Source organism: Microscilla marina ATCC 23134, assembly GCF_000169175.1.
Classification (GTDB): domain Bacteria; phylum Bacteroidota; class Bacteroidia; order Cytophagales; family Microscillaceae; genus Microscilla; species Microscilla marina.
Map to the genome: position 1 here is coordinate 187787 of NZ_AAWS01000010.1, position 25661 is coordinate 213447.

The following is a 25661-nucleotide window of genomic DNA, read 5'->3' on the forward strand; positions in this document are numbered from 1 at the left end:
AATGAAGAAACTCGTCCTTTTGTTTTGTGCTTTGTGGGTGGGCGCTCACCAAAAAACTTGTGCTCAGCAAGTGGTAAGAGTAGCCTCCCACGTGGAGCTTTACCACGTAAAAGCTTTTGTAGATGCTCAGGGAAATTTGCCTAAAACCATTCAAATAGATACTCAGAGAAGATACTCTCCAGACCGGGCGTATTATATTGAAAGTAAAGCGAGGGCAGGCAAAAAGCTTTATAGGCAACGGTTGGTGGCTTGTTTAAAGAATAAAAACCACAAATTGTTACATACCTTTCAAGCAGTAGATCATAGGTTTCCGGTGGTATGGATGAAAGGTTACTGTATGATAGAGGGGCACTGGGCTACTGACCCATTCTTACAAACAACTCCCTATAAGCAAGGGGGGAGAATTCGTGTTTACAACAAAAATGATTATGTTTATTTGGGTACAAAAGTAGCTCAGGTAATTTATGCCAAAAATCCTTACCGGAACAAAGACGCTCCTAGTCGCTCAGTCGTTTTTTTTTCAAAAACAAATAAAAAAACAGCAACAGTTTCTGCAAATATTGTAGCCTTGGCAGGTGACTATACAATTCGTAAAGAGTCGGATACGAGTTATCAGGTATTTTATAAAAACTACTTGCTTAAAAGACTCACATACCTTAATAAATGGGCGTTTTCGGGTAAACAATTAATACAAAACAGATGGGGTACCTTTATAGTAAACAATGCTGCAGGAGAGATACATTTATTACACAAGAAAGGGGTAAGTGAAATATTCAATTTATCAAGTTTTCCAAAGTTTTTACCTGATAGTGCGTTGAGCAAGGTTTATTTCAAACACTTTCAGAATAGTATTGGCTATAATGAGTTTAAAACAATGTTTGGTAAGTTTAGCTCAACATTGACTTCGGTAGAGTTTCATGGAAAATACCTGGTAGTGCTGGTGAATAGATCGACTGACCCAATGTTTGCAAAGTATCAGACCAAAGAGTTGTTGGTATTGAACAGGGAAACCAAACAACTGGAAGAAATACCCAAAAACTGGCACAAACTATTGACTATTAGGTAGTATTATGGCATACATTACAATATAGAATTAGACACCGAAACCAGCCTCCTGAATAGGCTTGGGGCGGGACCGTCTGAAGGGATTGCCCCTAAGGAAATAAAAAACAAAGTTAACATAGGATCAAAAAACAACTACTATGGGCTCGATTAAATATTATGTAAGCATCTGGGGTTGGTTGGCTTTGTTGTGGGGTTGTGGCTCAAGCAGCCCGCGCTATACGGTAAGCTATGGCACCCAACCCCCTACCCAATATGAGCAAGTTGCGAAGCATTTGCTCGACTCTTTGTTGAACAAAGCATTGGTTTATGACCAGTACACCTTCAACGACCAGAAGTTTTATAAGCGTTTGAAGGAAAACTCAACCAAAAGAGCCAATAGTTGGCAGGCTTTGTTTAATGCCCACACCCCTTCGCAAAAAACGGGTGACTACTACTTGCAAGTAAAACCAAATGGACAGATAAAGGTAGGGTGGCCCGAACCTAATGGAGGGCGTGAGGGGATATTACATTATTTAGACCATAACTTTGCCTTCTTTGCTCCGCTTTATATGCCTCCTAACAACCACCAAGGCAATGTAATGATCATGGTAGATTTGCAACAACAAATGACGCTTGCTTTTGCAAAATATGCTTGGAAATACAAATACATGGGCAAGCATCTGAGCAATGTATATTTGCTTGACGAAGTAGGTATGCCGCTCTTTATGTTGGTGAATAATCTCCCTAACGAGGTGCCAGCCAAACTAAACCTGCTTGAATATTTATATGAGGTGCCCTCCACTGGTTTGACTTCTCAACATATATTGCTACAGCCTCGCCCCCCCCAAACCCGGCTCTCCGATTTTACCTATGCAAGCCTGAGGCAAGCATTTGCTTTGGCTAAAGCGGGTAAGTATAAGGTGATTAAATTTCTTGAAGGAAGCGATGACGAAGTATTTCATAAGCGCCCTCTATGGACAGAGGATTAGTTACAGGTTTTGGTATAGCAGCTTACAATATTTATGATGAACCAACTTTAGAAACAGTTACAGGAGAGTTGATGGCTATGCTAGGCGGAGCCGCTGGTATGAGCCTGGGCATGGGATAGTAGCCGCAGGGTTGGCTGTAGCTGGTTCGTTGCCTGCAATGGCTATTATAGCAGGAGCTGCTATAGGAGGTATGGCTTTAGGAATTGTTACAGCCACTATAGGCAAAGCTATAGGGCGTGAAGTAGGCAAGTGGTTAGATGGTTTATTTGACTAGTACAACAAACAAGACTGAACATATCAAGTAATACGTTTAGCCTTGCTTATTTACAAACTATATAAAATATCAAGTTTTACATAGTTCTCCACTATACTTATAAATTCATTCCCTATATTTTTTTGTTTTTTGAGGTGTATTTCAAGGGTAAATACTCCTGTGTGATGTGTAGGTGTATCATCAGCCGCAAGTAGTGGTTTTAAGCGTAAGCCAAACCAAAGCAGTAGTTTCATTATAAAACTGGCTCTATTTAGAACTGATGGGCGATTTTTGATCACAAACTTTAGTTCTATAAGCTGAAGTTGTGCTATAGGTTTCTTGTTATAAGTACACCACTCTCCATTGACTTTTTCTAAGGCAGGGGTAATAGAACAAAATTCAATTTCATTCCAGGCAATTATAAGCTTACTTCCTAAAAAAGAAATATGGATGCCCAAATGGTCATAAAATATTTTGGCATTACTGGCTTTATGGTGATACATATACTTTGAGTTAAACTGTTACACTACCAAAACAACTTGTGGTAAGTTAAATAGCTTTTGATAAAAAAAAAGAGAGTAAAAACTTATTTTAGAAAACTAAAAAATACCAATGGATAATAGATCAAAAGACAGAGTAAACATACCTTTTATATCTCGCAATGTGTGCGCAAGCACAGGGGGTGTTGTATTTTTAATCATAGGTTTGCCTTTCTTTTTGGGCGAAGGGGTGATGTTGTTAGAGCAAACCTTAAAACAAACGCCTTCTACCATTAACTATTATATTTTAATTGGGTCATTGTTGGCGACTTTGTTAGGAGGTTTCATGTTTATGGTGGGGCTTAGCCCAAGGTATAGGTTTAAAGATGATACTGAAGAGGAATTGACTGATTGGGAAATAGAGAATGAAATGCACCAAGCGAATACTTTGAGCAAACGTAAGCCTCGCAAAAGAATTACTTTTTTTATGTCGCGTAGTGTCTTGGGTATTCTGGCTGTTTTTACTTCAATTTTGGCATTGATAGGACTTATGTTAGTGATAGGTGACCTACCCTATATTAGGCTATCTATTTGGAGCTTTTTTGCTATCACATTGTTACTAAGTATAGGCTTGTGGTATATGGGGCTATCTGACCGTTTTTATTTTCGAGGCGATCCTTCCTTCATGAGTGATGGGATAAGAAAAGATTAAAGTCATGCAAAACGGTACAAAAAATAAATCAAGATGACCAATGTAAAATATTACATACTTTGGCTTTTTTTCCTTGTAGGGGCTTGTACATCATCACCAGAAAATAACACTAATCAAGATAATTTACACCAACATCATAAGCTACACCCCAAGGCTGCAATAGATACTGCCCAACAACGCCAAATGGTAGATTCGTTGTACCAACGACTTCAGAGAGCTTATGAAACAAAATCTACTATCCGACTAAACACTTTTGTTCAAGATTGGGCAGCTTATTCGGCAAAACAAGCCCAAAGTTACCCTACATCAGACACCATAGCTCAAGCCCTTATTCAAGTATTTATGGCTATGTTGTCGTCTAATGATTTTACCTCGGTAGATTGGAAGTCATACCAACACAAAGTATTGTTTACTGACGCTAAATACTTGCTTATGCAAGGGAGCGTACCCTATAGCATTGGCTTTGCCAAAAATGCTCACCGAGATACACTGAGAAATTTTAGCTTACCCATAAAGTATCCAAACCTCACTATGTTATATTGTGATGAGGTGTATACGCAAGCTTTTAGCCGTTTTTTGGCAAAGGATATTGATTATAGCAAAAAAAGTTTTTTAGGTAAAATATTAACTCTACCCCCTTGGGCAATTAACAGTATTGGCTCTCAGGCTTCAATCGAGCGCATACAATTAAATCATGAACTCACAGGGGCGGTAGTAGACTATTATTTGGGAAACCTTATAATTAAAAGTTGGCTTATGAAACAAGGCAATGATTGGGTGATAGTACGTAGTATACAAAATTTAGCAGAATATGACTAAGTATTTTTTTGTTCTACTTCAAATTAAAGTTAAACGAATGTTATACGACAAATTATTTTTTATGCTCTTAATTTTGTTGGCCACCTCTTGCCAAAATAAGACAAAGGTTATACTGCCACAAATGGTGTTTGTAAAAGGCGGCAGTTTTGAAATGGGGCAAGCCACACCAGATACTAATTCGAATATTAAACGTATAGGTGCACGCCCTGTACATGAGGTTGTCTTACAAGGTTTTTATATGGGCAAATTTGAAGTAACCAATGCTGAATATGTGTTGTTTTTGAACGACAAACTAGCTCGAATAGACGAGTTTGAATATTGGATAGACATCCCCCTAAGCAAGTGTATACCAGATACTACCAAGGGCAAGCTTTATGTAGAACAAAAGTATAAAAACCACCCCGTAGTAGGTGTTACCTGGTATGGAGCAGATAATTATTGCCGTTGGTTGTCTGCTAAAACCGGGCAATACTACCGATTGCCCACTGAGGCGGAGTGGGAATATGCTGCCAGAGATAGAGGTAAAAGCCATACCTATGCCGGAAGCAATTATTTAGACGAAATAGCTTGGTACCGTGAGAATACCCGGAAGGTGAATGAAGTAGGAGCCAAACAAGCCAATGGGCTTGGTTTGCACGATATGACTGGTAATGTACAAGAGTGGTGTTTTGACTGGTACGACAAAGTTTTTTATATCCATAGCAAAAGAAATAACCCTATTAACTATGCTCCTACTGGGTTTAAATGCATACGTGGTGGAAGTTGGGCAAGTGCTGCTAAATATTGTAAAGTAGTGAATAGATTGAGTGCTTTGCCTCTTGATGGGAGTAATAGAGTAGGGTTTCGGATAGTAAGAGAAAAATAACATGACAAATCTTAAATATTATATACTGCTGTTCTTTTTGCTGCTGGAAGCTTGTCAAACACTGCCAGAAGGCAATACCAGTAGAAGTAAAGCTCATTTACGCCAAGTTATGCCACATAGTACTACATTACGCCCTAGGGCTACGGTAGATACCATAAACCAACACAAAATGGTAGATTCATTATATAGGCAACTTCAGACAGCCTATGAAGCTAATTCTACAAAACAATTAGAAGCTTTTTTGCAAAGTTGGGCAATTTATTCGGCAAAGCAACACAACCATTACCCAGCTTCAGATACGGTTGCACCTGCCCTTACTCAACTATTCATGGATATGTTTTCACCCTTCGATTTTTCACCTTTTGGCTGGAAACAACGCAAAGAAAAGACAGATTTTACTGGTGTCAAATACCTGGTCATTCAAGGACAACTGCCCTATGCAATAGATTTTGCCAAAAATATGCCTTGGGACACCCTTAGACACTTTAGCCCACCTATAAAATATAAAGGTGTGATTACTTTATATTTTCACGAAATATACCAAAAAGTATTTGATAAGTTTTTGGCTGATGAGGTTTCTTACAAAAAAAGAGACTTTCTGGGTAAGCTGTTAAATATGCCGCTTAGCTTGGTAACTGATATTACTGCACAACCTAAGATTGATCAGATACAACTTAATACTAGGCTAAATGGTGCAGTAGTAGATTATTATCTGGAAGGTTCCTTTATGAGAAGTTGGTTAATGAAGCAAGGCAACCATTGGGTAATAGTGCACAATGAACAGACAGGAATAGAATAATAACCTTGGATGACAAAGCTTTTTTACAGGCATAATGTAAACGCCATTAAAGAAGCCATTAGAATTAAAGGAGTTACTTACCAACCTAACAATTGAAATAATGAAGAAACTCGTCCTTTTGTTTTGTGCTTTGTGGGTGGGCGCTCACCAAAAAACTTGTGCTCAGCAAGTGGTAAGAGTAGCCTCCCACGTGGAGCTTTACCATGAATTTATTGAGTTTCAATCCTTGTTTTAGTGGAAGTAGCTCTTAAAGTACAGGCAAAAAAAAGTTCATCCAAAAACTCAATAAGTTTCAATCCTTGTTTTAGTGGAAGTAGCTCTTAAAGTAGCTTTGCTAGAGTTTATGAAAATAAACTGAAATAGTTTCAATCCTTGTTTTAGTGGAAGTAGCTCTTAAAGCACTATATCGGGGTATCGATCCACGGTATCGGAATGTTTCAATCCTTGTTTTAGTGGAAGTAGCTCTTAAAGTTCATCGCTTTGCCATAATAAACCTGTGCAGAATCAAGTTTCAATCCTTGTTTTAGTGGAAGTAGCTCTTAAAGTTCATCGCTTTGCCATAATAAACCTGTGCAGAATCAAGTTTCAATCCTTGTTTTAGTGGAAGTAGCTCTTAAAGTTCAGAACTCAGATGATAACGTACTGGACTACAGGGGTTTCAATCCTTGTTTTAGTGGAAGTAGCTCTTAAAGGTGATGGAGAACACTAAAACTACTTTACCACCAGAAGGTTTCAATCCTTGTTTTAGTGGAAGTAGCTCTTAAAGTTCGTATCTTTATTTTACTCGAAAACACTGGAACAAAAGTTTCAATCCTTGTTTTAGTGGAAGTAGCTCTTAAAGAAGATTTATTTTTGAAATTTATTATACTGTTTTTCTAGTTTCAATCCTTGTTTTAGTGGAAGTAGCTCTTAAAGAACTATAAGACACAGATACATGCAAACTATAATTTGTTTCAATCCTTGTTTTAGTGGAAGTAGCTCTTAAAGCCCTGATAAACTGCACCTTTACATTGAGCCTACCAAGTTTCAATCCTTGTTTTAGTGGAAGTAGCTCTTAAAGCTCAAGCCCTCCGAGGTCTTCAAGCGCGCCCCCGCCGTTTCAATCCTTGTTTTAGTGGAAGTAGCTCTTAAAGTGATTCTACGTGCAACTAGGGTCATTATTTTATAGCTGTTTCAATCCTTGTTTTAGTGGAAGTAGCTCTTAAAGTTTTTTCATCGAACTTGACCAGGCCTGCTTGGTTCAAGTTTCAATCCTTGTTTTAGTGGAAGTAGCTCTTAAAGTCTATGCATTTTTTGTAAGCACTTAAAGAGGTATTGTTTCAATCCTTGTTTTAGTGGAAGTAGCTCTTAAAGTTTTCGGATCGGTTCGGTAGGACAGCAATTTGAAGGGGTTTCAATCCTTGTTTTAGTGGAAGTAGCTCTTAAAGTAGACATGTCAAGCTCATTATAAACATCTGTAGCAGCGTTTCAATCCTTGTTTTAGTGGAAGTAGCTCTTAAAGTGTTATGCTTGCCACGCGTTGAAATTCGTCATACCCGTTTCAATCCTTGTTTTAGTGGAAGTAGCTCTTAAAGACAATCTGCTAGATGTTATGCTAAACAGAGCAAGTTTCAATCCTTGTTTTAGTGGAAGTAGCTCTTAAAGACCCGTAATTTGTATGAAACAAACAGAGTTATTCAGTTTCAATCCTTGTTTTAGTGGAAGTAGCTCTTAAAGGCTCGATAGGTGCCTGATGCAACTATTGCTTCAGAGTTTCAATCCTTGTTTTAGTGGAAGTAGCTCTTAAAGGTCATTCTTAATGTGATGAACCAAATGTTCATACTTGTTTCAATCCTTGTTTTAGTGGAAGTAGCTCTTAAAGTATTAGTTTGACCTTGTGCTTTGACTGTACGTAGAGGTTTCAATCCTTGTTTTAGTGGAAGTAGCTCTTAAAGGTGATAACCTTTGTAGGCTATTGATATACGCATTTGTCTGTTTCAATCCTTGTTTTAGTGGAAGTAGCTCTTAAAGGAGGACGCGTAATGTACGGAGAAAGGTAATATTGTTGCGTGTTTCAATCCTTGTTTTAGTGGAAGTAGCTCTTAAAGTTAGTACTCAAAAACTTAACGATTGGTGATGTTACGGGTTTCAATCCTTGTTTTAGTGGAAGTAGCTCTTAAAGCCGATGGTTGGAGCCAAAGAGCCGGGGAACCCCCGGGTTTCAATCCTTGTTTTAGTGGAAGTAGCTCTTAAAGACGTCTCAAAGTATGCCGACCCGTTTTGTATAGCCGGTTTCAATCCTTGTTTTAGTGGAAGTAGCTCTTAAAGCGCAGATTTTGAGGAAGCTGCGCGCCAACTGTTTCGTTTCAATCCTTGTTTTAGTGGAAGTAGCTCTTAAAGAGAAAAAGAGACGTTGAAAAATTAGAACGCGTAGTGTTTCAATCCTTGTTTTAGTGGAAGTAGCTCTTAAAGGGGGCGCATGATGCATTAGTCGACGTTGAAGCCCTTGGTTTCAATCCTTGTTTTAGTGGAAGTAGCTCTTAAAGTCGTCTTTCTTTGTTATCAACTAATTACCAGTGAGTTATAGTGAAATCACTAGAGGTTAAAATCAAAAAAATCAATACGTCAAAGTGCTTTTTAAGCCCATTTTGGCAAGTTTTCCGAATAGGCAACCTGCTTATAGTCAGCTTGTTAAAGGGGGATTTGAGACAACCTCAAATAAATTGCCCTCCGGCAAAGATTTTCTTCTTATTGAGGGCACACGTTTCGATGGGTACAAGTTGCACATCTTTTTTTAGATTTGGTAGCTTTTGGGAAAATATTTTCATTGGTTACCACCACCATTTCTTGTACCGCCGCTTTTACCAGCTGTTTGGCTTGTGGGCTTATCTCTACGGGTACTACTTTATTGCGTGAACGCGTATACACCAAAAACCCCTCGGTTACCTCCACGTAAAGTCTTTGCCCAAGGTATAGGTTTAAAGATGATACTGAAGAGGAATTGACTGATTGGGAAATAGAGAATGAAATGCACCAAGCGAATACTTTGAGCAAACGTAAGCCTCGCAAAAGAATTCCTTTTTTTATGTCGCGTAGTATCTTGGGTATTCTGGCTGCTTTTACTTCAATTTTGGCATTGATAGGACTTATGTTAGTTACTGACCTTTCGCAGTACGTATTTTTGTTTTTAAGCAAAAAAATACAGTTTAGGACTAGGGTTGCGTCAGCTGGATTCAGCCTTAGTTTGTTGCCGTTAAGTTGAAAAATTCCGAACTTGTATTCGGGGAATCTGTGAAACGAAGCCGAAAAGGCAGAGCTTGGGCTTCGGTTTTGGTTACTTTTTTACCTGGAGAAAATCCACGATCCTCCGAGAGCAAGCTCGGAGTTGTGAACCGAACCTGATTCGGGGAAGTAACGGCTTATAGATACCCAAATCATTGTATTTTATTAGCTTGTTTGCTGACTGGTATATTATTTTATTAAACAATTTTTTGACCTGCGAAAGGCAAGGCCTGCGTATAAAATACCTAGTAAAAAGATTGCAGTATGGCGACGCTATGCTTTATTTTTACAATAAACAACCCAAAGCAAAACGCGAAACAATAGACAAACAGCTACAGATAAATAAATATGCCAATCCTGAGATAGGGCAAGGTTATACGATGGCGTCTGGTGGTGAAAAAGATTCGAATAGAAGATACTGGATTTATCACTGGGCAGGAGTTGTTATGAAGAGCGACGATGGTGCAGATAATGTAACATTAGAAAATTACTCTGTAAGCCGAAGAAACGAGCAAAATAAAAAATGGAGTTTCTCAATGTATGGAACCCAAAAGGAGGGGCAAACCTTTCATGAACAACACAAGGAATCTCAACAACATGGTAAAACCCCTACAACCCTTACCATTCAAAAGAAATGACCCCTAAAATGTTAATATGTTGTGTAATCATTGCCTTAAGTCTAATGGGTTGCAACAGGTCGCCTAAAAGTTACAAACTGACTAGTCTAAGTAAGCTCAAGTTTGGTCAAACAGCTACATTGATGGGAGTTTATACCAAAAATGTAATTGCTCAAAAAGCACCTGGCAAACACATAGGGCTTTACAAAATAGTAGTAAACGATACACTTGAGGTAATGCTTTTGCCCCCTTACGAAAAGGCTGCATTACGCTCTCCAACAGAAGTAAAACGTTTTGAAGGTCAAAAAGTGGTAGTAACAGGGCGTATTGAAGAAGTAACCAGTGTGTATGATCCTCTTAAAGAAGAAGACCCACCTCTAGTATGGATACCTAACTTTGCTACTATAGAAAAGATTTGTTTGGCTAGATAGACAATAGTAGTTTTTGACTTTCGTGTAATATCGAACTACAAACTTGCCACTATTGGCAGGTGTTAAGTCTTAATACTTAAACCAGTGAGGATAGTTTACACCTGATGGGGTTGGTTGTTAAAACAAAACCATCAGGTGTTCAACCTACTGCGTCACTGCCTTTTTCTTCCAATAACGCATGAGCCCGGTTACACTCATAAAAGCAGGATTAGCCGCGTTGTATTGTGCTACCTCTTCTTTGCTAAAGCCTAGCTCTACCAAAGGCTTGGCGGCAAAAGCCTCAAATTTCTGAATCATTTTGGGCAATTCAATTCCCTCATGCATCAGTTCTTTTACATAAGCCGCGTATTCGTGCAAACCCTTTTCCAGTTGGTCGAGGTGGGGAGCATAGTCAGTGACACAACCATAATGAGTCAAATACATTTTGGCAGGTTTGAGCGCCCGCAATGTATTGATAGAAGTCTCCCATTGTTCAATATTGATGTCGGGTGGAGGACAAGGCGCCACTACCGGACCACGCCCAATGCGCACCCCTGCCACATCGCCCGTAAACACTGCATCGCCGAGCTGCCAGGCAATGTGGTGGCTGGCATGCCCCGGAGTATGCCAGGCTTTAAATGTACAATCGCCCACCGTAAGCTCTTCCTGGTCAGCTGTTTCGTGAATCAATGCCTTGTCTATAGGGCGAATGTCGCCCCAGAGCACATCCATTTGGTCTTGGTATATTTTGCGTGCCGACTCGGTTAGTTTGCCCGGTTCGGCAATGTGTTTGGCACCAAAGGGGTGTACATATATTTGAGCGCCCTTTTCGGCCAGTGCCCAAGCTGCCCCCGCGTGGTCAAAGTGAATGTGCGAAAGCAGTACATGGCGTATATCATCTAATTTAAAGCCGGCTTCTTCTACGCCTTTTTGCAAATGTGAGAAGGTAGAGTAAGGTCCCGTTTCAATCAATACGGGTCCAACGCTGGTTTCTACCAAAAAAGCGGCAATGGTTTCGTTGTTTTTAAGAAAATGTAAATCTATTACGTGTATCATATTTTTATTGGGAGCAAAAGTCATAAGTGATCTGGAAAAAATAAGATGTGCCAATTTAAGAAAATATATTGTTCTCAGACGATTCAAAAAAAACGGTGCATAGCCAAAGCTATGAGGCTTTTTTTTGAGAAGAATGAGGGCAATAGATACACTTTAATGGCTCAAATTATTTATGAAAGATCACTAAGTAATGCAGTCAAAATAACTTCCCCATTTTAACTGTATATTTTAGTCGCTATACATCGTTGAAAAATAGCCGAATAGCGCTGCTATTAGCCGATTTTTCGCCTTGTCTAGCGAAAAAATATTTACTTAAATGTGCTGACATTATTTCGGCAACATTACTAAGGTAATTACAAAGTTCAATTTACAAGGTTTTCGCAGAAATGCATAAAAAAACACCTCCGCCCAAGGCAAAGGTGTTCTCATTGATATTAAAATTAATCTTTTGAATGGCTACACTATGCTGCGATGCATTGCGAAACAATAGAGCAATATAACCATCCAGTTACTGAAGTTACGCAGACCTACTTATTTTGATGGTTATATGGCTTTATTGCTCAATGGTTGGGCTACGCATTGCGCAACAATATAGCCATTCAACAATAGAAGCAGGTGACCTTCAGAAAACTGCGTAACTTGAGTTACTTACTTACAATCATACGTTTAGAAGCCACCTTTTTACCGTTCGATACCAACGTATAGATATATACCCCCGCTTTTAGTCCTGCCGTGTTTACCTCTACCTGTCCTTTGCCAGTGGCATTTACCAAAGCAATTTCTTTTACCTTTGCCCCTTGTTGGTTATAAATATAAATGTGGTTAGGTACGCCCGCATTGTTTTTATCAAGAAAATACTGAATGGTTGTTTTTTCGCCCAAAGGGTTAGGGAAATTATTATAAAGCATAGATGAAGACGTGGTGGTGTTGCGTTCAGTACTTCTTTTGCTTGCACCCGATTTGAGGTCGTTCAAGGCATTTTCCAAGGCATCAATTTTGGCTTGTTGTTCTTTCATTGCCTCTACCAACAAAGGAACCACCTCGCTATAATTTACACTCAAAAAACCCTTTTCATCTTTTGCCACCGCTTCTGGCAGTACTTGTTGCAGGTCTTGGGCAATAAACCCCAGGCGTTGTTTGGCTTTCGATGTATAAGGCTTGTCAGCGTCAATTGTTTTTTGCTTGATCTCAGTAATTTTCTCTCCCGAAAGGTCGCCATATTTGTTCAACTCAAACGTATATTGGTACGACACCCCCTTGAGCTGCAACAACTTGGTGAGGCTTCCTTCAATAGGGTTAATGTTAGACTTCAGGCGTTTGTCTGAGGTAGTATACCAACCCGTGCTGCGGGCAGTTCCTGCCACATCTAAACGGTAGGCATTGCTACCCGAAGTACCCATGCCAATGTGATTATCATCTCGCAAAAACAACACATAGTTGGCAGTGTAAGGTGTAGGCCAGGGTTTCCAAAAATTGAGTCCCCCTTGCCAGTACTCTATAGCATACTTGCCATTGTTGGGCGTGTTAGACTCTATGCCAAACGACAGAGTGCGGTAGTCTTCATAGCCAATCTGGATAAACTCGTCGTTTCTTACTTGTAGTTGGGCTTGTACAGCCGTAGCTCCGGTAAGCAGCAACAACGCTGCAATCAATGATTTTATATTTTTCATAATGGTTTAACTCTTAAGATGTTTTGTGTGTGTAGATTTAGAAACAGGTTGATTGATAAATTTTGGCTTTGAAAACGGCGTTGTTTTCTATTTTAAAGTTTTCGCCAAAAACGATTTTGTGGGTAGCTCTAAAAGTAACATTGCTGCCCGATTTGATAATGACATTGCCAAAGGGTTGGCTGTTGTCTACATTGTACCCCGCCTTGAGCATCGTTTGCGCCGTTTCGGTGTTGGTAGTGCCATTGTAGGTTTGGTTTTGCACATACACCGTACCCAGGTCAAAGGCACGTTTTACTGCTGCTTCGGCGTCAACCCTACCCGTACCGAGCAAGCCCGTATAATTGGCGTTTTCGGGAATGAGGTACAAACTTGGGTCAGCGGTAGACAACACAATGTTTTGTATTTCGGTGGCAGTAAGGCAAGGGTTTACTGCGGCTACCAAGGCACAAACTCCGGCTACTATAGGCGAAGCAAACGAAGTACCCCAACCGTAGCCATAGCCGTTATTGGCATAAGTGGTAAATACCTGATAGCCAGGCGCTGCAATGTTTACCTTGTTGTTGTGGTGGTGCGTACTCGCTACACTGCCTATGGTTTGTTCGTGGCAATCTTTCCAGTTCATTTTATTGCCGTTGGTTGGGTTTACATGCCCCACATTGTTGGTGTGCCCCACCGAGGTAACCGAAACCACACTGTTATAAGCAGCCGGGTATACATAAGCATTGTCGCCGCAGTGCGTAGGCTTGTTACCTGCTCCTGCCACTACCAATACATTGTGCACATTTCTTATTTCGTCGTATACCGCCTGTTGGGTTACACTATGCGAGCAGTTGTTGATCCAACTACAGTTAATCACCCTTACCCCTTGCATTTGAGCCATCTGCAACACTACATTGTCGCTGAAAGCTTGCGATGAAAACACAATAGACGAATGAAATCCTGCCGCAGCGATGCCTATGCCGTTGTCGGTGTCTGCTGCAGCACAACCTGCCACTGCCACCCCATGATGGTCTACAAAACTACTGTTTTGCAACAGGGTAAGTTTGTTTTTAAACTCATCGTGATTGGGGTCCATGTAGGTGTCTGTAATACCAATGGCTATGCGCGAGTCTCCCTTGCTAATATCCCAGGCACCAGGGGCTTTGATCAGCTCCAGGTGGGTTTTGGGGTGGTTGCCACCAATGGCAAAGTCGTTGGGTTCGTACAGCAACATATCTTTCGGAAAGCAAAGCTTTTCTACAAATGAAAATACATCTTTGAACTGTGCCAATGCTTCGGTAAGGTTGTCTTTAGCTGAAATCATCGTGACCGACTTTTGCAGCAAAGCAGTTTTGGCAGTGGGAAACGACTTAGCAGCTGTTTCAATGGCTGCTTCAAGAGTTTCCAGGCTGGTTTTGCTGACAGCTTTCGACTGGCTCAACAGGTGTATCAGTGTAGCCTTATTAAAGGTTTTGGCTACATCTCCCTGCATATTCAGGTAATATTGATACTTCCCCGCTTGGTTGGGGTAGCACTCTTGTGCATAGGCTACACTGCCATACATAAGCAAGAGGCAATACAAAATAATTAACTTTTTCATTACTTGTTTTGTGTTAGTAATATGCCCTTTCTTAGAGCTTATTTAAAATTCATTGATTAGGTCTTTTACGTGACTTTTCTGATTATATATTGTCAAATTTATCGGCAATAGCGCTGCTATTCCTTCAAAATTTGACGCATCTAATCCAAAAATTCATCATAAAATCTCCTGTAAACGAAAATTTAAACAAGCTCTTATTTTAAGTTGATGCGGGCTTGTCAACCACCAAGTGCCCAGGGGACATTTGATAATATGGGCAAAAGCACAGCTTTATGTTGCACTTATTTGCTTCATTACAATCAAGTAGTGTTTATTATTTTATCCTCAATAGTATGTAGTTGTGTAATGCAAACCTAAATGGATTTATTGAGGGGTTTGTACCTAAATTTATGAACCGTTGGTTTGAGTTTATCAAATGAAGTTTTGAGTTTATAAGGTGAAAATAAGGGGGAAGTGCAGTGTTTAGTTAGTGACAAGCAAGCAATACGGCTTGTTTATAGGGTGTGGTGATTGAGATGTAATGTGTTGGTTAATAGTGTTTTGTGGCTAAGAAAAGAAACTGTATAAACAAAAAAAGCACCCTCAATGGTGAGAGTGCTCATTATCTTATGAACAATGTCTGGCAGTAGGGCTTATTTTTTTACATATACTTGTATCTCGCTTCCTTCGGCGGAAGATAGCCCCATGCTTTTTTTGTTGATGTATACAATTTTTTGGCTAAAATCTGCCCCTCCTTTGATGTTCTTGAAGTACATCCGCTTGTTTTTGATGTGGTAACTATAGTTACCCATCATTCCCATATCTACTTGTTTACCCCTAAAGCTCAGGTAAGACGGCATCCCTTGGTCGGCAGGGCGGTACACCCAATCGCCCTGGAGCAATGCTGCATCATTGCTGGGAATTTCCACCACCCGCGTCCACTTTATTACGTTGCCACTACTGGTTTTTTCTACCAACCTGTCAAAGGTAAGCGTCACTATCTGACTGGTATAAGTTTGCCCCATTCCTTTGTAAATAATTTTGTTGCCTTTGACCTGATAGTTGATAGGTTCGGCTTCGGTATAAGTCACTTGCCCGTTTGTGAATACTGCCCTGGGGGCAGCAGTGGCAGACTCCCACACACCTATAATGAGGGTGGGGTTGGGCGATTGTTGGGCTTGTGCCAATGCCATACAACAGCCCAGCAACCAAGCGCAGAGTAATGCTTTTTTCATCGTTAAATTTATTAAAAATTCTACAAGTAATTACCTTCTAATTTATGAACAGTCAATTTGCGTAAAGCAAACACCGATGTGAGTTTATAAAGCCCTTTTACCCCTCCGAAAACTGAGATAAATCGTTTTTCGCAGATGTTATAAAATCTTCTATCTCCTCAAAAAACACTTGATCAAATACAGTACCTTTGGGCATTTCTGCCACTGCTTCTACCAAATTGGCAAGTGGAGGCAAGGCAAGCTGATGTTGTGCCAGCAAGCTATTTACTTGAATGAGCAATTCGTTGGTTTGTGTGGCATCGTACACCTCCCAAAAACCTCGCTCCGAAAACTCAGCCCCTACCATAGAGAGCATGGTCATGAGCTCAGGGTGCTTTTTTCTCAAAAGCTTCAGTTGCAATCGGTCTTTAGTATCAAAGCCCGTCAGCACATGATAACTTTCTGTTTGTGTTGCCCAAGCCATTATTTCTACGATTGTATCTTTTAATGCTGGATTGGGTGCTTGTATATATAACTCCATTTGTACCATTATTTTATCCATCACTGTGGAGCTTTCGCCCAATTTAGTCCGCAAGCGTGTCAAGGCGTAGGTTACAAAACCCACCTTAAAAGCCTTGTCTACCCGATTGATTTTTTGGGCAAGTTCTATTTCGGCTTTAGCTTCAGCTTGTTCCCGTTTTTCTTCTTCGGTATACACAATTTTGGTAGGCACCTCATCAAAATGTAATGCATCAATACCAATGCGTTGTACCGAGTGTCCTTTTTGCCGGGCACGAATCAGCCCTACAGTATGAGCATAGTTGGGCAGTTGGGTGTTGGTTTTGAGCATAGATTGGATAAAGTGAAGGGTATTGCCTTTGTTGCATTCATAGATTTTAGCTTTAAATTCGAACAGGTGCACAAAGCGGCTCAATATATCTTCAAAAATTCGTGAAACCTCTTCTGCCACTGCTGCAAACTTACCTTCGGCAGGTAGCTCGTCTTCTTCAAAAATATTGAGTAACATTTCTATGTATTCTCTAAAGTCTTGTACCAGTAACTGGTTGTCAAACTCCCTCTCGGTAGCAAGTTCTGCCCATATTTGCTCAATAAACACCTGTACCTGATCGTACTTGAGTGGGTGTTGGGCAAAGGTGAGTTCTAACAGCAACGTGGCAAATACAAAACGCTCCTGGCCACTGAGGTCAGCCAGGTTTTTGTCGTATACTTTATAGGTGCGCTGGTTGAAGTGTTCTAAAAAAACATCTTTAGAATGTACAGGTGTGGTAAATATTCCTTGAAAAAGCGTTTTTTGCGTAACTGTGTCTACTATGCGGTACAAAAACGGGTGATCTGCCTCAAAAATAATCATTTCGTGCCGTTCAGGTTCTTCATAAAAAGCCGCGCCTCCTACTGCCACCATATAACTCACCGCTGCCGCTTCTAATCCCTCTTTGGTTACCTTTACTTTCACCTCTTGAGCTATGTCATCTACCTTTAGGAGTTCGGCACTGTCGAGCATAGGCGCAAAATCGTCCGACGCGGCAAACAATGCTTCCAGCCCCATTTGTTCGGCAAATTCGGCTAGTTGTATACTGCTGGTGGTTTCAAATTTGGGCAGCAAAAAGTAAAAATAAGGAGCAGGTACAAACTCCTCTTGCCAAGCGTCCAACTCGTGCCCTTGGAGCGGGTTTATAAAATCAGCCAGGCCTGCTTTTTCATACGGTAAGTATACCTCTAACCCTATCCGCCCATCGTTGAGCATCAGCCGCAAGGCGTGAAAGCGGTCTTTCTTGAGGTAATAAGCCTCCGCTCGTCCTTCGTCGGTATCTTGGGTGATGTTCATATATTCGCACAGGTCTTCGCTCCCGTCTAGCTTATAAAAAAACTCGGCACTGTTGCCTATCTCGCTAAACTCGCGCGACCAAAACCCCTTGAGGTATAAGGCACTGAGCAATACCGCTACTGTTTGCTCGTGCAAAGGAATGGGCAATTGCGGAATCATACCATTGGTTTGCTCGTTTGCCCATTGGTTTATCCTATCTATGCTGGTGGGGGGCGGGTCATCCAGCGCAAACCACTCCATCGGAAAACGCGTGTTGAGGGTGCGGGCGTAGTGGGGGTGTACTTGAACATGGGCAGCGTACCACAAACTATTGGCAAGCTGTACCTGTGTATAGTTGTGGTGGTATTCAGTGGCAGGTTTTGCTATGCCCAACAACGATTCAGTAGTGACTTGTAGCTCTGCCAAATAACTGTTTACTTCCTCTTCTGTTATCTCCAGTGCTTGGAGCAAGGCTTGGCGACTTGCCCCTTGGGTGCCGGGCAAGGCCAGCCCCAGCAAAACCTCAAGGCTCAAGGGCGAAAACAATAAGTTGCTATAGCCTTGCTTGGCTATTTGTAGGCAGAGTAGTTTTTGAGAAATTTTTTGCATAATTTTACTTTATAACTGACCCTTCGCAGTAGATATTTTTGGTTAATTCAGAAAAAATACAGCGTTGTTTTATAAGTGCGTCAGCTGGATTCAGCCTTATTTTGTGGGCGTTAAGAAATTTGAGTAATGAAGCCGTAAAAACAGATCACTGTTTGAGCCACAGGCGAGTTTGAGCTGTTTCGGCGTAATGAAACAAATTTTAGCAACCACAAAATACAGCTGCGGGGTTTTGGTTCCTTTTGACCTGGAGCAAAAGGAACGGCTTACAAAAACCCGATTCTTGAATTATTAAATCAATTTTGATATACTGCTAAAGTATACAAAAGAACAAATTTTTAACCTGAGAAAGCTCAGTTTATTATTTAGGGAGCAACCAGTAAATAAAGTACGTGTTTTCAGTGAAAGAGCACCTCCAAACTGAAAACTTACAGCCCCGAACTTGATTCGGGGGTTATTTTTTTTTCGTTCCTTAATTCAACTCTTTGATATAATCGCGGGCAGGCACAAACTGCACATATTTGAGAAACAACGGAGTAAGTTTCTTGATCAAAGTTTGGTTACCCTCTTGCACCAAAGCCCCATAATTTTCGGCAAGCATCAAGTCACGGGCAAGCCCTTGCTCCGTGTTTTTTATAATCCAGGCAAGTTCTTTTTCCCGGTCAATTTTTTGAGAGTCCAATACCTTTTTGCTGTAGGCAATGTAGCGCCAGTGTTGGTTGTGTTCGTGGATGTAGCTACAGTAGGGGAGGGTTTTCAGGGCGCGGGGTTGGTTCAGGCTAAATTTGTAAGTAAAGCTATAATTGTAACCTTTGGGTATTACTTTGAGCGGGCTCTTGTTGTTTGCCACGGGCTGATACCACCGAAAACGCATCAATTGGTGGGCTTCGGTATATAATATAGCTGTTCTTGCCCACTGCAAAAACTCTCCCGAACATTGGCTACTCAGGCAAAATTGCTGTAGGCGCTTAAGCTCAGATCGGGTGTATTGGGTCACGCTGTCTTGTAGTTGGGCAAAGGTCAAATCACGCATCCACTCATGATAAGGTGCTGAGCGAGTTTGGTAGTTTTTCCACTGAGTGATAGTTTGGTTGAGGCTGGTGCTGGGGCTTTCGCCCAAAAACTCTACAAGGTTTTTTGTATTACCAATGGGCATCCAGTTTACTTGTAGCTTTTCGCCAGGGCGTATGTATATGCTTTGGGTGTGCGAACGATACTTTAAAAATACCCGTCCCTCGTAGTATTTCTGAAAACGCACCTTATAGCTGCCATCACCATTTATATAAGCGTGGTTGGCTTGTTGATTAAAAAAATCCTGTGTTACTACGGTCAGCTTTTTGGGCAGCTTGAGGGTTTTAAACTGTGCTACCTTGCCATATATTTCAGTAGTGTATTGGTTGTTTTGAGCAAAGCCATCTGTAGCACTCAGGCATAACAAGGCCCCCAGGGCAATGATGTAGTTGATCTTGTACTTCATTTATCTTTTACTTTCCTTTCTTGGTTGTTGTCTGTTTCGACGCCTGAATATACACAAAAACTTCACCGTAAAGCTTATCCAGTTTTTGCTCTAGTACACAATAGCGAGTAAGCAGAGTCAATAAAGCCTTGGCAGTAGTGTTGGGGCGGGCGTTGAGTTCTTGTTGCCACCAATAATCTGTAGCAGGTGCGCTCAACCTGGTTAATTGTTGTTGCAAATCGTGCACAGTAGCGAGTTTTTCGGGTAAAGGGGAGGCCAACAAAGCCAATTGCTGGGTGGCGGCCAAACGATGGTATTGGGCAGAGCGTAAAACAGGGGCAAACATTCCTTTCCATAATTGGGCAGGAAAATTAAATTGCTCTTTTTGTTGCAGCAATTGGCTCAAAGTATCTTTCATTACCTGGTGGTAGTCATAGCTTAGCCCCAACTGCCCCGCATTGGTTTGTAGTTCTTGTAGCAATTGAGCTTTTGCGTTTTTGACCACCTTTTTTTGGGCGCGTTCTTTTTTCAATGCTGCGCTCGTTATTTTGTCATTTTCTACTGCTTTCATCCCCAAATACACCCCTGAAGTAACAGCAGCAGTCAGTACAAAAAACCAGACAATCCAAGCATATATTCTTTTCATAGTTTGTGTTTTTTCTTAGCTACAAGGTTCACATGGCAGGCAAAAACGTCATTTTTTTTGTTGAATAGTTGCGTGTGAGGCAGCCTTTGGTATTGGTGCCTGGCTCGGAAAAGGAGTAGGTTGAAAAAAAGTTTTGTAATTTTTTTCATAAAAAAACAAGTTGATTGCATGAGTGTGAATGTCGGTTTAGCAATTGATTAACAATTTATAAAAAATATTGAAGCGTGGTATAGAAACCATAGAATATCAATGCTTTAGCTTTGTTTACCACCTATACATTGGCGATATGGGGAGCTATAAAAATGGCGTAATATGGGTTTTAGCTTGAACACTTTTGCCAAAAAACGGTTGCCATTTTTTTTCAAAAAGCACCAATCCGTTTGCCTTAGACACCCCGTAAGTAGGTCAGTTTTTAGTTGTTCCGGATCAATCAAAAATTGTTTTTAATTCAAAAATCAATCATCAACTCTAAAATTTAGACCAATGAAAATCAGATTCGTTTTCGCTTTATTGACTGTATTTGCTTTATCGTTTCAAGCCCAAGCCCAAAACAAAGACATTGTAGACCTTGCTGTAGGCAATAAAAACTTGTCAACCCTGGTAGCTGCCGTAAAAGCAGGAGATTTGGTAAACACGCTAAAGAGCGAAGGACCATTTACAGTATTTGCACCAACGAACGATGCTTTTGCTGCTTTGCCCAAAGGCACGTTGGATTTTTTGCTAAAACCTGAAAACAAAAAGGCTTTAGTAAAAGTTCTAACCTACCACGTGGTAGCCGCCAAAGCAATGTCAGGTGGTCTCAAAGATTACCAAAAGGTAGCATCGGTACAAGGAGAAAAAATTAAAATAGTGAAGAAAGGCGGCAAAGTTTGGATCAATGGAGCCGAAGTAGTAATTGCCGATGTAAAAGCCAAAAATGGCGTAGTACACGTGATCAATAAAGTGATATTGCCTCCTTCTATGGCAAAGAAGAGTAAATAATAGATGTTTGTTTGTATTAGTTTAGTTTAAGACAGAAACTAAATACGCGAGGCGGAATCCGCCTCGCGTATTTTTTTATATGTAAAGTTCTGGTGACTTGCTCATATTGCCACACCATTGATGCTCCTATTTACTTGCTTAGGCAGATTGTTAGGTGCTGGTAAGCATATTATATATGAACAACATAGATTGTTTTTACACCATAATTACTTTAGTTTTGACTCATTATTAAACCAAGACTTTTTTGTCTACTAATTCAAAACTAATTTATGAAAATCTTACCTAAACTATTTTTAGTATCCAGTTTATTTATTTTTATGATCATGGCGGTGCCTGCATCTGCCCAAAGTAAAAAGAAAATAGGGGAGGAGTGCACCAAAGACGCAGACTGTAAAACAGGAAAATCGGTAATGGTTACCGTAAAAGGGCGCAGAAAAAGGATATGCGCCGACTGTAGTCAATCGTCGTTGGACAGTTATACGCGCAAAGTAACTACTTTTTGCAAATCATTTGATGCTGCCTGGACACCCGCTAAGAGCCCGGAATATCAACGTGCTTTGGCAAAAGATGGTAGAGTACAAGTAAAAGTATATGATCTGATTGCTGACAAAGCAAAAAAATGTAAAAAAGCCCGTGAAGATCGGGAGAAAGCTTGTTTTGGGGGAGGCGATGCCGACCATATACGTGCAATTAACCACGTGAAAGGCAGCATTAGCAGAATTGTAAAACACAAATACACGCAAATAAAAGACAAAAGAGTGTTTTATTGTTCTGTAAGCAATTATAACAGCAAACTGACTCGTTTTAAAGACAAGTGCAAACTTCGTTTTCAGGACATTAAGCGAGACCTTACTATTATGAAGAAAGACTACGACAGTGGCAAAAAGGTGAATTGTAGTAAGATACAGCGGTATGAAAGTGATTGTGAGAAGTGTTACGAAAAAGCAAAAGAGTTGTTAAGTTATGGGTTTTCGGGTAGCACCTCTAAAATGCCTGATGACTACTTAAAAACACTAAAAAAAGCAGAGAAAAATTTTAGGCAAGCAAAAGATTTGCACAGCAAGGTAAAAGGAAAAAGCCTGTGTAATTAATAAGCACAGCCGACATCAATTGCATAAAATACGCGATATGGATTTTGTTCCATTCGCGTATTTTTTTATCAAAACTTGACAAGCATGGCGTATCACTGAAGCCATTACTTCAGGTACTTCCAACTAAATGTAGCAAGCACCGCCCCCAGTATAGGCGCAGTAAGGTATACCCAAAGGCTGTTGAGGTTGCCTGATGCCACTGCTGGAGCAATAGATCGTGCCGGGTTCATTGATGCCCCCGATATGGGACCGGCAAACCAAGCCTCAAACAATACTACCCCACCTACAGCAACGGCCGTAAACTGACTGACCGATGGGTCGTTTTGGCTTACCATAAGTATCACCAACATCAACAGATAGGTCAGTATCACCTCCAGAATAAATGATTGCAAATCGCTGCCTGCCGGAATAGTTTCGCCCAGTCCCACACTTTCAGGAAACATGAGTCGCAGGCTACCCGATGCAAGCAAAGCCCCAATAAGTTGGCTGGTAATATAGGGAACGAGTTCTTTTTTAGGAAAAATATCAGTCAGCGCAAAGGCTATACTCACGGCTGGGTTGATATGTGCTCCAGAGAGCTTACCAAATGCAAAAATTAACGCCATTACTACCAAACCAAAAGTAACGGCAATGCCTGCATGGGTCACTGTTCCCTGAGTATGCTGGTTGATTACTATTGCTCCGGTTCCACAAAATACCAAGGCATAAGTGCCTATGATTTCAGCCACGTATTTTTTCATCGCTTAATTGTCGTCAGAATTGTTTTTAAGTCTTAATTCATAGATTTGTTTTTCGAGCGCCATCGCTTCGTTTACGTCCTGCAAACCTTCTTGCGCTTCGGTGTATTCGGGGGTAATGGTGAGCGCCTCCATAAAAGCTTTTTTGGCAGCGTAAAGCTTGCCCTCGGCACGATAAATAAGCCCCAGGTTCAAGTAAGCCTCATCGGGGTCGCCTTCTAGTTGGGTGGCGTGGTTATGCAGTTCTTTAGCTTCTTCAAACTCTCCTGCTTTTGCCAAACAAGCACCTTTTAGTATATATCCCAAGGTTTCGTCTGGCTCAAGGTCAATCAATTTTTGATAAAAATCAGCTGCTTCGTTAAACTTACCCTGTAGGTCTTTCAAATCACCTTTTACCTGATAGTAATGCTTTTTGATGACGTGATTCAATCGTTCGGGGCGGGGCACATCCATCGGAAACTCATCCAATATGCGTTCTGCATCTTCAAAGCGGTGTAAGCCAATCAAAATATTGGCTTTGAGTAACTTAGCTGGCTCTGAGTCGGCATCAAGCTCTTCGTAATATTCAATACACAGCAATGCCTGACAGTTTGCTCTGTTTCCAAAATGCTCCAAAGCTTTGTCATACCAATCCATTTCATTGTCATCTTCCATAAAGAGCTTTTTATTTTTTACTTAAATAATTAGTCCAGCTGCCAAATATAAGCAAGGTAAAAAAGAATTATATCAATTATCAAAAACAATCGGGTATACATATTAGCTCTAAGAGAAGCTCAACACGACAATTGTTGTGGGAGATAATGTAAAGCAATTGTAACTTGTGGCCTTATTTAGGAACATGTTCAAAATCAGTAACGAAAGTCAGTGAAGAGAACCGCAGAACGAAGTTCAAGCTCTACGAAGCTAATAGGTTCTAAATCGGACAGCTTCAAAGTCCCGATTTCTTATCGGGGTTATTGTTGAGGGCTACGCCCGAAATCCCGTTTACGGGGCGATCACGTTCCTTAGTTACACCAACCCAATAATGTACAATGCAAAACAAATACAAAGATTTTCAAACCCTGTTTTTATTTATTGTTCTGTGGTTAAGTGCGCTTTGCCCTATGGCAATACAAGCACAAGACTATATGCCCAAAATCTTGTCGATGCAGTCACGGGCAAAGTTAATCAACGATTGGCTCTATATTCGAGCTAAAACGGTACTCCCTGCATTGATGAAACACGAAGACATTGATATGTGGATTATCATGTCGCGCGAGTACAACGAAGACCCTGTCATTGAAACCATGTTGCCTGCCGAGTGGATGGCGGCTCGTCGTCGTACTATTTTGGTGATGTACCAACCCAAACAAGGCAGTCTAGAAACCCTTGCCATTGCCCGTTATGATGTAGGCAAGGTGTTTAAACGTGCCTGGAACCCAGAAAAACAACCCAATCAGTGGAAAGCCCTTGCAGACGTAATAGCTCAACGAAACCCTCAAAAAATTGCCTTGAATTATTCCAAAGAGTTTGGGCTGGCCGATGGAGTAAATTGGAAAGAAATGGAAGAGTTGAAAGCCAACCTTTCGGCTAAATTTGTAAAAAAAATAGTGTCGGGCGAGCGTTTGGCAATTGGTTGGCTGGAAACGCGCACTCCACAAGAAATGGCAGTATATAGCCAGGTGATGCGCATTGCTCACCAAATTATCAGTGAAGGTTTTTCTGAAAAAGTGATTCAACCTGGAGTGACTACCACTCAAGATGTGCAATGGTGGTACCGCGACCGGATTGCCGAGCTCAAACTACAGGCTTGGTTTCACCCCTCGGTAGATATACAACGCAACGATGCAAATCGCAACGAACAAAGCCGGAGTTTTGCCTCCAAACCAGGCGAAGAAGTCATTATGCCAGGCGATTTGATCCACGTAGACTTTGGCATTACCTATTTACGCCTCAATACTGATACCCAGCAACACGCTTACATTCTTAAGCCTGACGAAACCGAAGCACCTAAAGGTTTGCGCGATGCTTTTAAGGTGGGTATGCGTTTGCAAGACATTCTCACCGATCAGTTTAAAGTAGGACGTACTGGAAACGAAGTGTTGAAACGAGCATTGACACAAGCCAACCAAGAAGGCATTGAGGCCACCATTTATACCCATCCTATTGGGTTTCATGGGCACGCTGCCGGACCTACTATAGGGCTTTGGGACCAACAAGGGGGCGTTCCTGGCAAAGGAGACTATCCTTTGCATTACAACACGGCTTATTCTATAGAGTTAAACGCCAAAGTAAAAATACCTGAATGGAATAATAAAAAGATAAGAGTAATGTTGGAAGAGGACGGATATTTCGACAAAACAGGGTTTCAATACATTGGTGGCAGACAAAAGCAAATTTTACTGATTCCACGCCCAATGAGGCATTTAGATGTGAAAAAACGTAAATAGGAGAGTAGTGGTTTTAGTTTAGCCTGTGTTATACGTGGTTAAACAATTCATAGTATGCTTTTTTTCAGTAGTTGATGAATTGTATAGAAAAGTGTTTAAAAGCTATGATGTTCTGTTTTACAGATAATCATTAAAGCCCCCGAA

24 protein-coding genes and 1 CRISPR repeat array are annotated in these 25661 nt (G+C 40.8%); of the genes, 13 read left to right on the plus strand and 11 right to left on the minus strand.

The annotated features are described in order from the left end of the window. Position 1: 1 nt before the first annotated feature. From M23134_RS11360 to M23134_RS41770, 4 genes are all read left to right on the plus strand, one after another. The gene (locus M23134_RS11360; RefSeq protein ID WP_045113397.1) at positions 2-1066 is read left to right on the plus strand and encodes a hypothetical protein; all 1065 of its coding nucleotides are present in this window, start codon (positions 2-4) and stop codon (positions 1064-1066) included. Between the two features lie 136 nt (positions 1067-1202). Beyond that, on the plus strand, positions 1203-2033 hold the full coding sequence (locus tag M23134_RS11365; RefSeq protein WP_002696107.1) for a hypothetical protein: 831 nt from the start codon (positions 1203-1205) through the stop codon (positions 2031-2033). After that, positions 2018-2152: a hypothetical protein gene (locus tag M23134_RS42480; RefSeq protein WP_002696109.1), complete on the plus strand. Its 135-nt coding sequence runs from the start codon at positions 2018-2020 to the stop codon at positions 2150-2152. Before M23134_RS11365 ends, M23134_RS42480 begins: the two co-directional genes overlap by 16 nt. 11 nt (positions 2153-2163) lie before the next feature. Then, complete coding sequence (locus M23134_RS41770; protein WP_002696111.1) at positions 2164-2307, plus strand: hypothetical protein; 144 nt, start codon at positions 2164-2166, stop codon at positions 2305-2307. Between the two features lie 50 nt (positions 2308-2357). Here the strand turns inward: M23134_RS41770 and M23134_RS11370 are convergent, their stop codons facing one another. Continuing rightward, on the minus strand, positions 2358-2789 hold the full coding sequence (locus M23134_RS11370) for a hypothetical protein (protein WP_002696112.1): 432 nt from the start codon (positions 2787-2789) through the stop codon (positions 2358-2360). 109 nt (positions 2790-2898) lie between these two features. On the opposite strand from M23134_RS11370, the gene M23134_RS11375 reads away from it, so the two are divergent. From M23134_RS11375 to M23134_RS11390, 4 genes are read left to right on the plus strand one after another with little or no spacing between them, the layout of a single operon-like run. Continuing rightward, the gene (locus M23134_RS11375) at positions 2899-3477 is read left to right on the plus strand and encodes a hypothetical protein (protein ID WP_002696114.1); all 579 of its coding nucleotides are present in this window, start codon (positions 2899-2901) and stop codon (positions 3475-3477) included. Between the two features lie 33 nt (positions 3478-3510). Then, positions 3511-4296, plus strand: coding sequence for a hypothetical protein (locus tag M23134_RS11380; protein ID WP_002696117.1), 786 nt, complete (start codon positions 3511-3513; stop codon positions 4294-4296). 37 nt (positions 4297-4333) lie between these two features. Beyond that, on the plus strand, positions 4334-5161 hold the full coding sequence (locus M23134_RS37925; RefSeq protein ID WP_002696119.1) for a formylglycine-generating enzyme family protein: 828 nt from the start codon (positions 4334-4336) through the stop codon (positions 5159-5161). Position 5162: 1 nt separating this feature from the next. After that, positions 5163-5960: a hypothetical protein gene (locus M23134_RS11390; RefSeq protein ID WP_002696121.1), complete on the plus strand. Its 798-nt coding sequence runs from the start codon at positions 5163-5165 to the stop codon at positions 5958-5960. A gap of 216 nt (positions 5961-6176) precedes the next feature. Continuing rightward, positions 6177-8485: direct repeats of the CRISPR family, unit length 37 nt; unit sequence GTTTCAATCCTTGTTTTAGTGGAAGTAGCTCTTAAAG. Positions 8486-8687: 202 nt separating this feature from the next. Here the strand turns inward: M23134_RS11390 and M23134_RS42055 are convergent. After that, positions 8688-9134 carry a CRISPR-associated protein Cas4 gene (locus tag M23134_RS42055; RefSeq protein WP_232296803.1) on the minus strand — a complete coding sequence of 149 codons (447 nt, stop codon included), beginning with the start codon at positions 9132-9134 and terminating at the stop codon, positions 8688-8690. A gap of 362 nt (positions 9135-9496) precedes the next feature. Here M23134_RS42055 and M23134_RS11405 point away from each other — a divergent pair, with 362 nt between their 5' ends. Together M23134_RS11405 and M23134_RS11410 are read left to right on the plus strand one after the other, a co-directional pair. Then, positions 9497-9859: a hypothetical protein gene (locus tag M23134_RS11405; protein WP_157558444.1), complete on the plus strand. Its 363-nt coding sequence runs from the start codon at positions 9497-9499 to the stop codon at positions 9857-9859. Between the two features lie 122 nt (positions 9860-9981). Then, on the plus strand, positions 9982-10269 hold the full coding sequence (locus M23134_RS11410; protein ID WP_002696130.1) for a hypothetical protein: 288 nt from the start codon (positions 9982-9984) through the stop codon (positions 10267-10269). 144 nt (positions 10270-10413) lie between these two features. On the opposite strand, the gene M23134_RS11415 is transcribed toward M23134_RS11410, so the two are convergent. From M23134_RS11415 to M23134_RS11445, 7 genes are all read right to left on the minus strand, one after another. Beyond that, positions 10414-11304: an MBL fold metallo-hydrolase gene (locus M23134_RS11415; RefSeq protein WP_045113401.1), complete on the minus strand. Its 891-nt coding sequence runs from the start codon at positions 11302-11304 to the stop codon at positions 10414-10416. 644 nt (positions 11305-11948) lie between these two features. Continuing rightward, complete coding sequence (locus M23134_RS11420) at positions 11949-12974, minus strand: tail fiber domain-containing protein (RefSeq protein WP_002696133.1); 1026 nt, start codon at positions 12972-12974, stop codon at positions 11949-11951. Positions 12975-13011: 37 nt separating this feature from the next. Next, the gene (locus tag M23134_RS11425; protein WP_002696135.1) at positions 13012-14553 is read right to left on the minus strand and encodes a S8 family peptidase; all 1542 of its coding nucleotides are present in this window, start codon (positions 14551-14553) and stop codon (positions 13012-13014) included. A gap of 632 nt (positions 14554-15185) precedes the next feature. After that, on the minus strand, positions 15186-15767 hold the full coding sequence (locus M23134_RS11430; protein WP_157558445.1) for a lipocalin-like domain-containing protein: 582 nt from the start codon (positions 15765-15767) through the stop codon (positions 15186-15188). 97 nt (positions 15768-15864) lie between these two features. Further along, complete coding sequence (locus M23134_RS11435; RefSeq protein WP_002696141.1) at positions 15865-18180, minus strand: serpin family protein; 2316 nt, start codon at positions 18178-18180, stop codon at positions 15865-15867. Between the two features lie 469 nt (positions 18181-18649). Beyond that, on the minus strand, positions 18650-19654 hold the full coding sequence (locus M23134_RS11440; RefSeq protein WP_002696144.1) for a hypothetical protein: 1005 nt from the start codon (positions 19652-19654) through the stop codon (positions 18650-18652). A gap of 7 nt (positions 19655-19661) precedes the next feature. After that, positions 19662-20279, minus strand: a complete 618-nt coding sequence (locus M23134_RS11445) for a hypothetical protein (protein ID WP_002696146.1) — start codon at positions 20277-20279, stop codon at positions 19662-19664. A 483-nt stretch (positions 20280-20762) separates the two neighbouring features. Between M23134_RS11445 and M23134_RS11450 the strand changes: the two genes are divergently transcribed. Beyond that, positions 20763-21260, plus strand: a complete 498-nt coding sequence (locus M23134_RS11450; protein WP_045113402.1) for a fasciclin domain-containing protein — start codon at positions 20763-20765, stop codon at positions 21258-21260. A 269-nt stretch (positions 21261-21529) separates the two neighbouring features. Further along, positions 21530-22351, plus strand: coding sequence for a hypothetical protein (locus M23134_RS11455; RefSeq protein WP_002696152.1), 822 nt, complete (start codon positions 21530-21532; stop codon positions 22349-22351). Positions 22352-22455: 104 nt separating this feature from the next. On the opposite strand, the gene M23134_RS11460 is transcribed toward M23134_RS11455, so the two are convergent. Both M23134_RS11460 and M23134_RS11465 read right to left on the minus strand, forming a co-directional pair. Beyond that, entirely contained in the window at positions 22456-23091 is a 636-nt protein-coding gene (locus M23134_RS11460; protein ID WP_002696154.1) for an aquaporin, read from the minus strand. Positions 23092-23094: 3 nt separating this feature from the next. Continuing rightward, positions 23095-23742, minus strand: coding sequence for a tetratricopeptide repeat protein (locus M23134_RS11465; protein ID WP_002696156.1), 648 nt, complete (start codon positions 23740-23742; stop codon positions 23095-23097). 377 nt (positions 23743-24119) lie between these two features. Between M23134_RS11465 and M23134_RS11470 the strand changes: the two genes are divergently transcribed. Then, the gene (locus M23134_RS11470; RefSeq protein WP_002696158.1) at positions 24120-25517 is read left to right on the plus strand and encodes a M24 family metallopeptidase; all 1398 of its coding nucleotides are present in this window, start codon (positions 24120-24122) and stop codon (positions 25515-25517) included. The last annotated feature ends 144 nt before the right edge of the window (positions 25518-25661 follow it).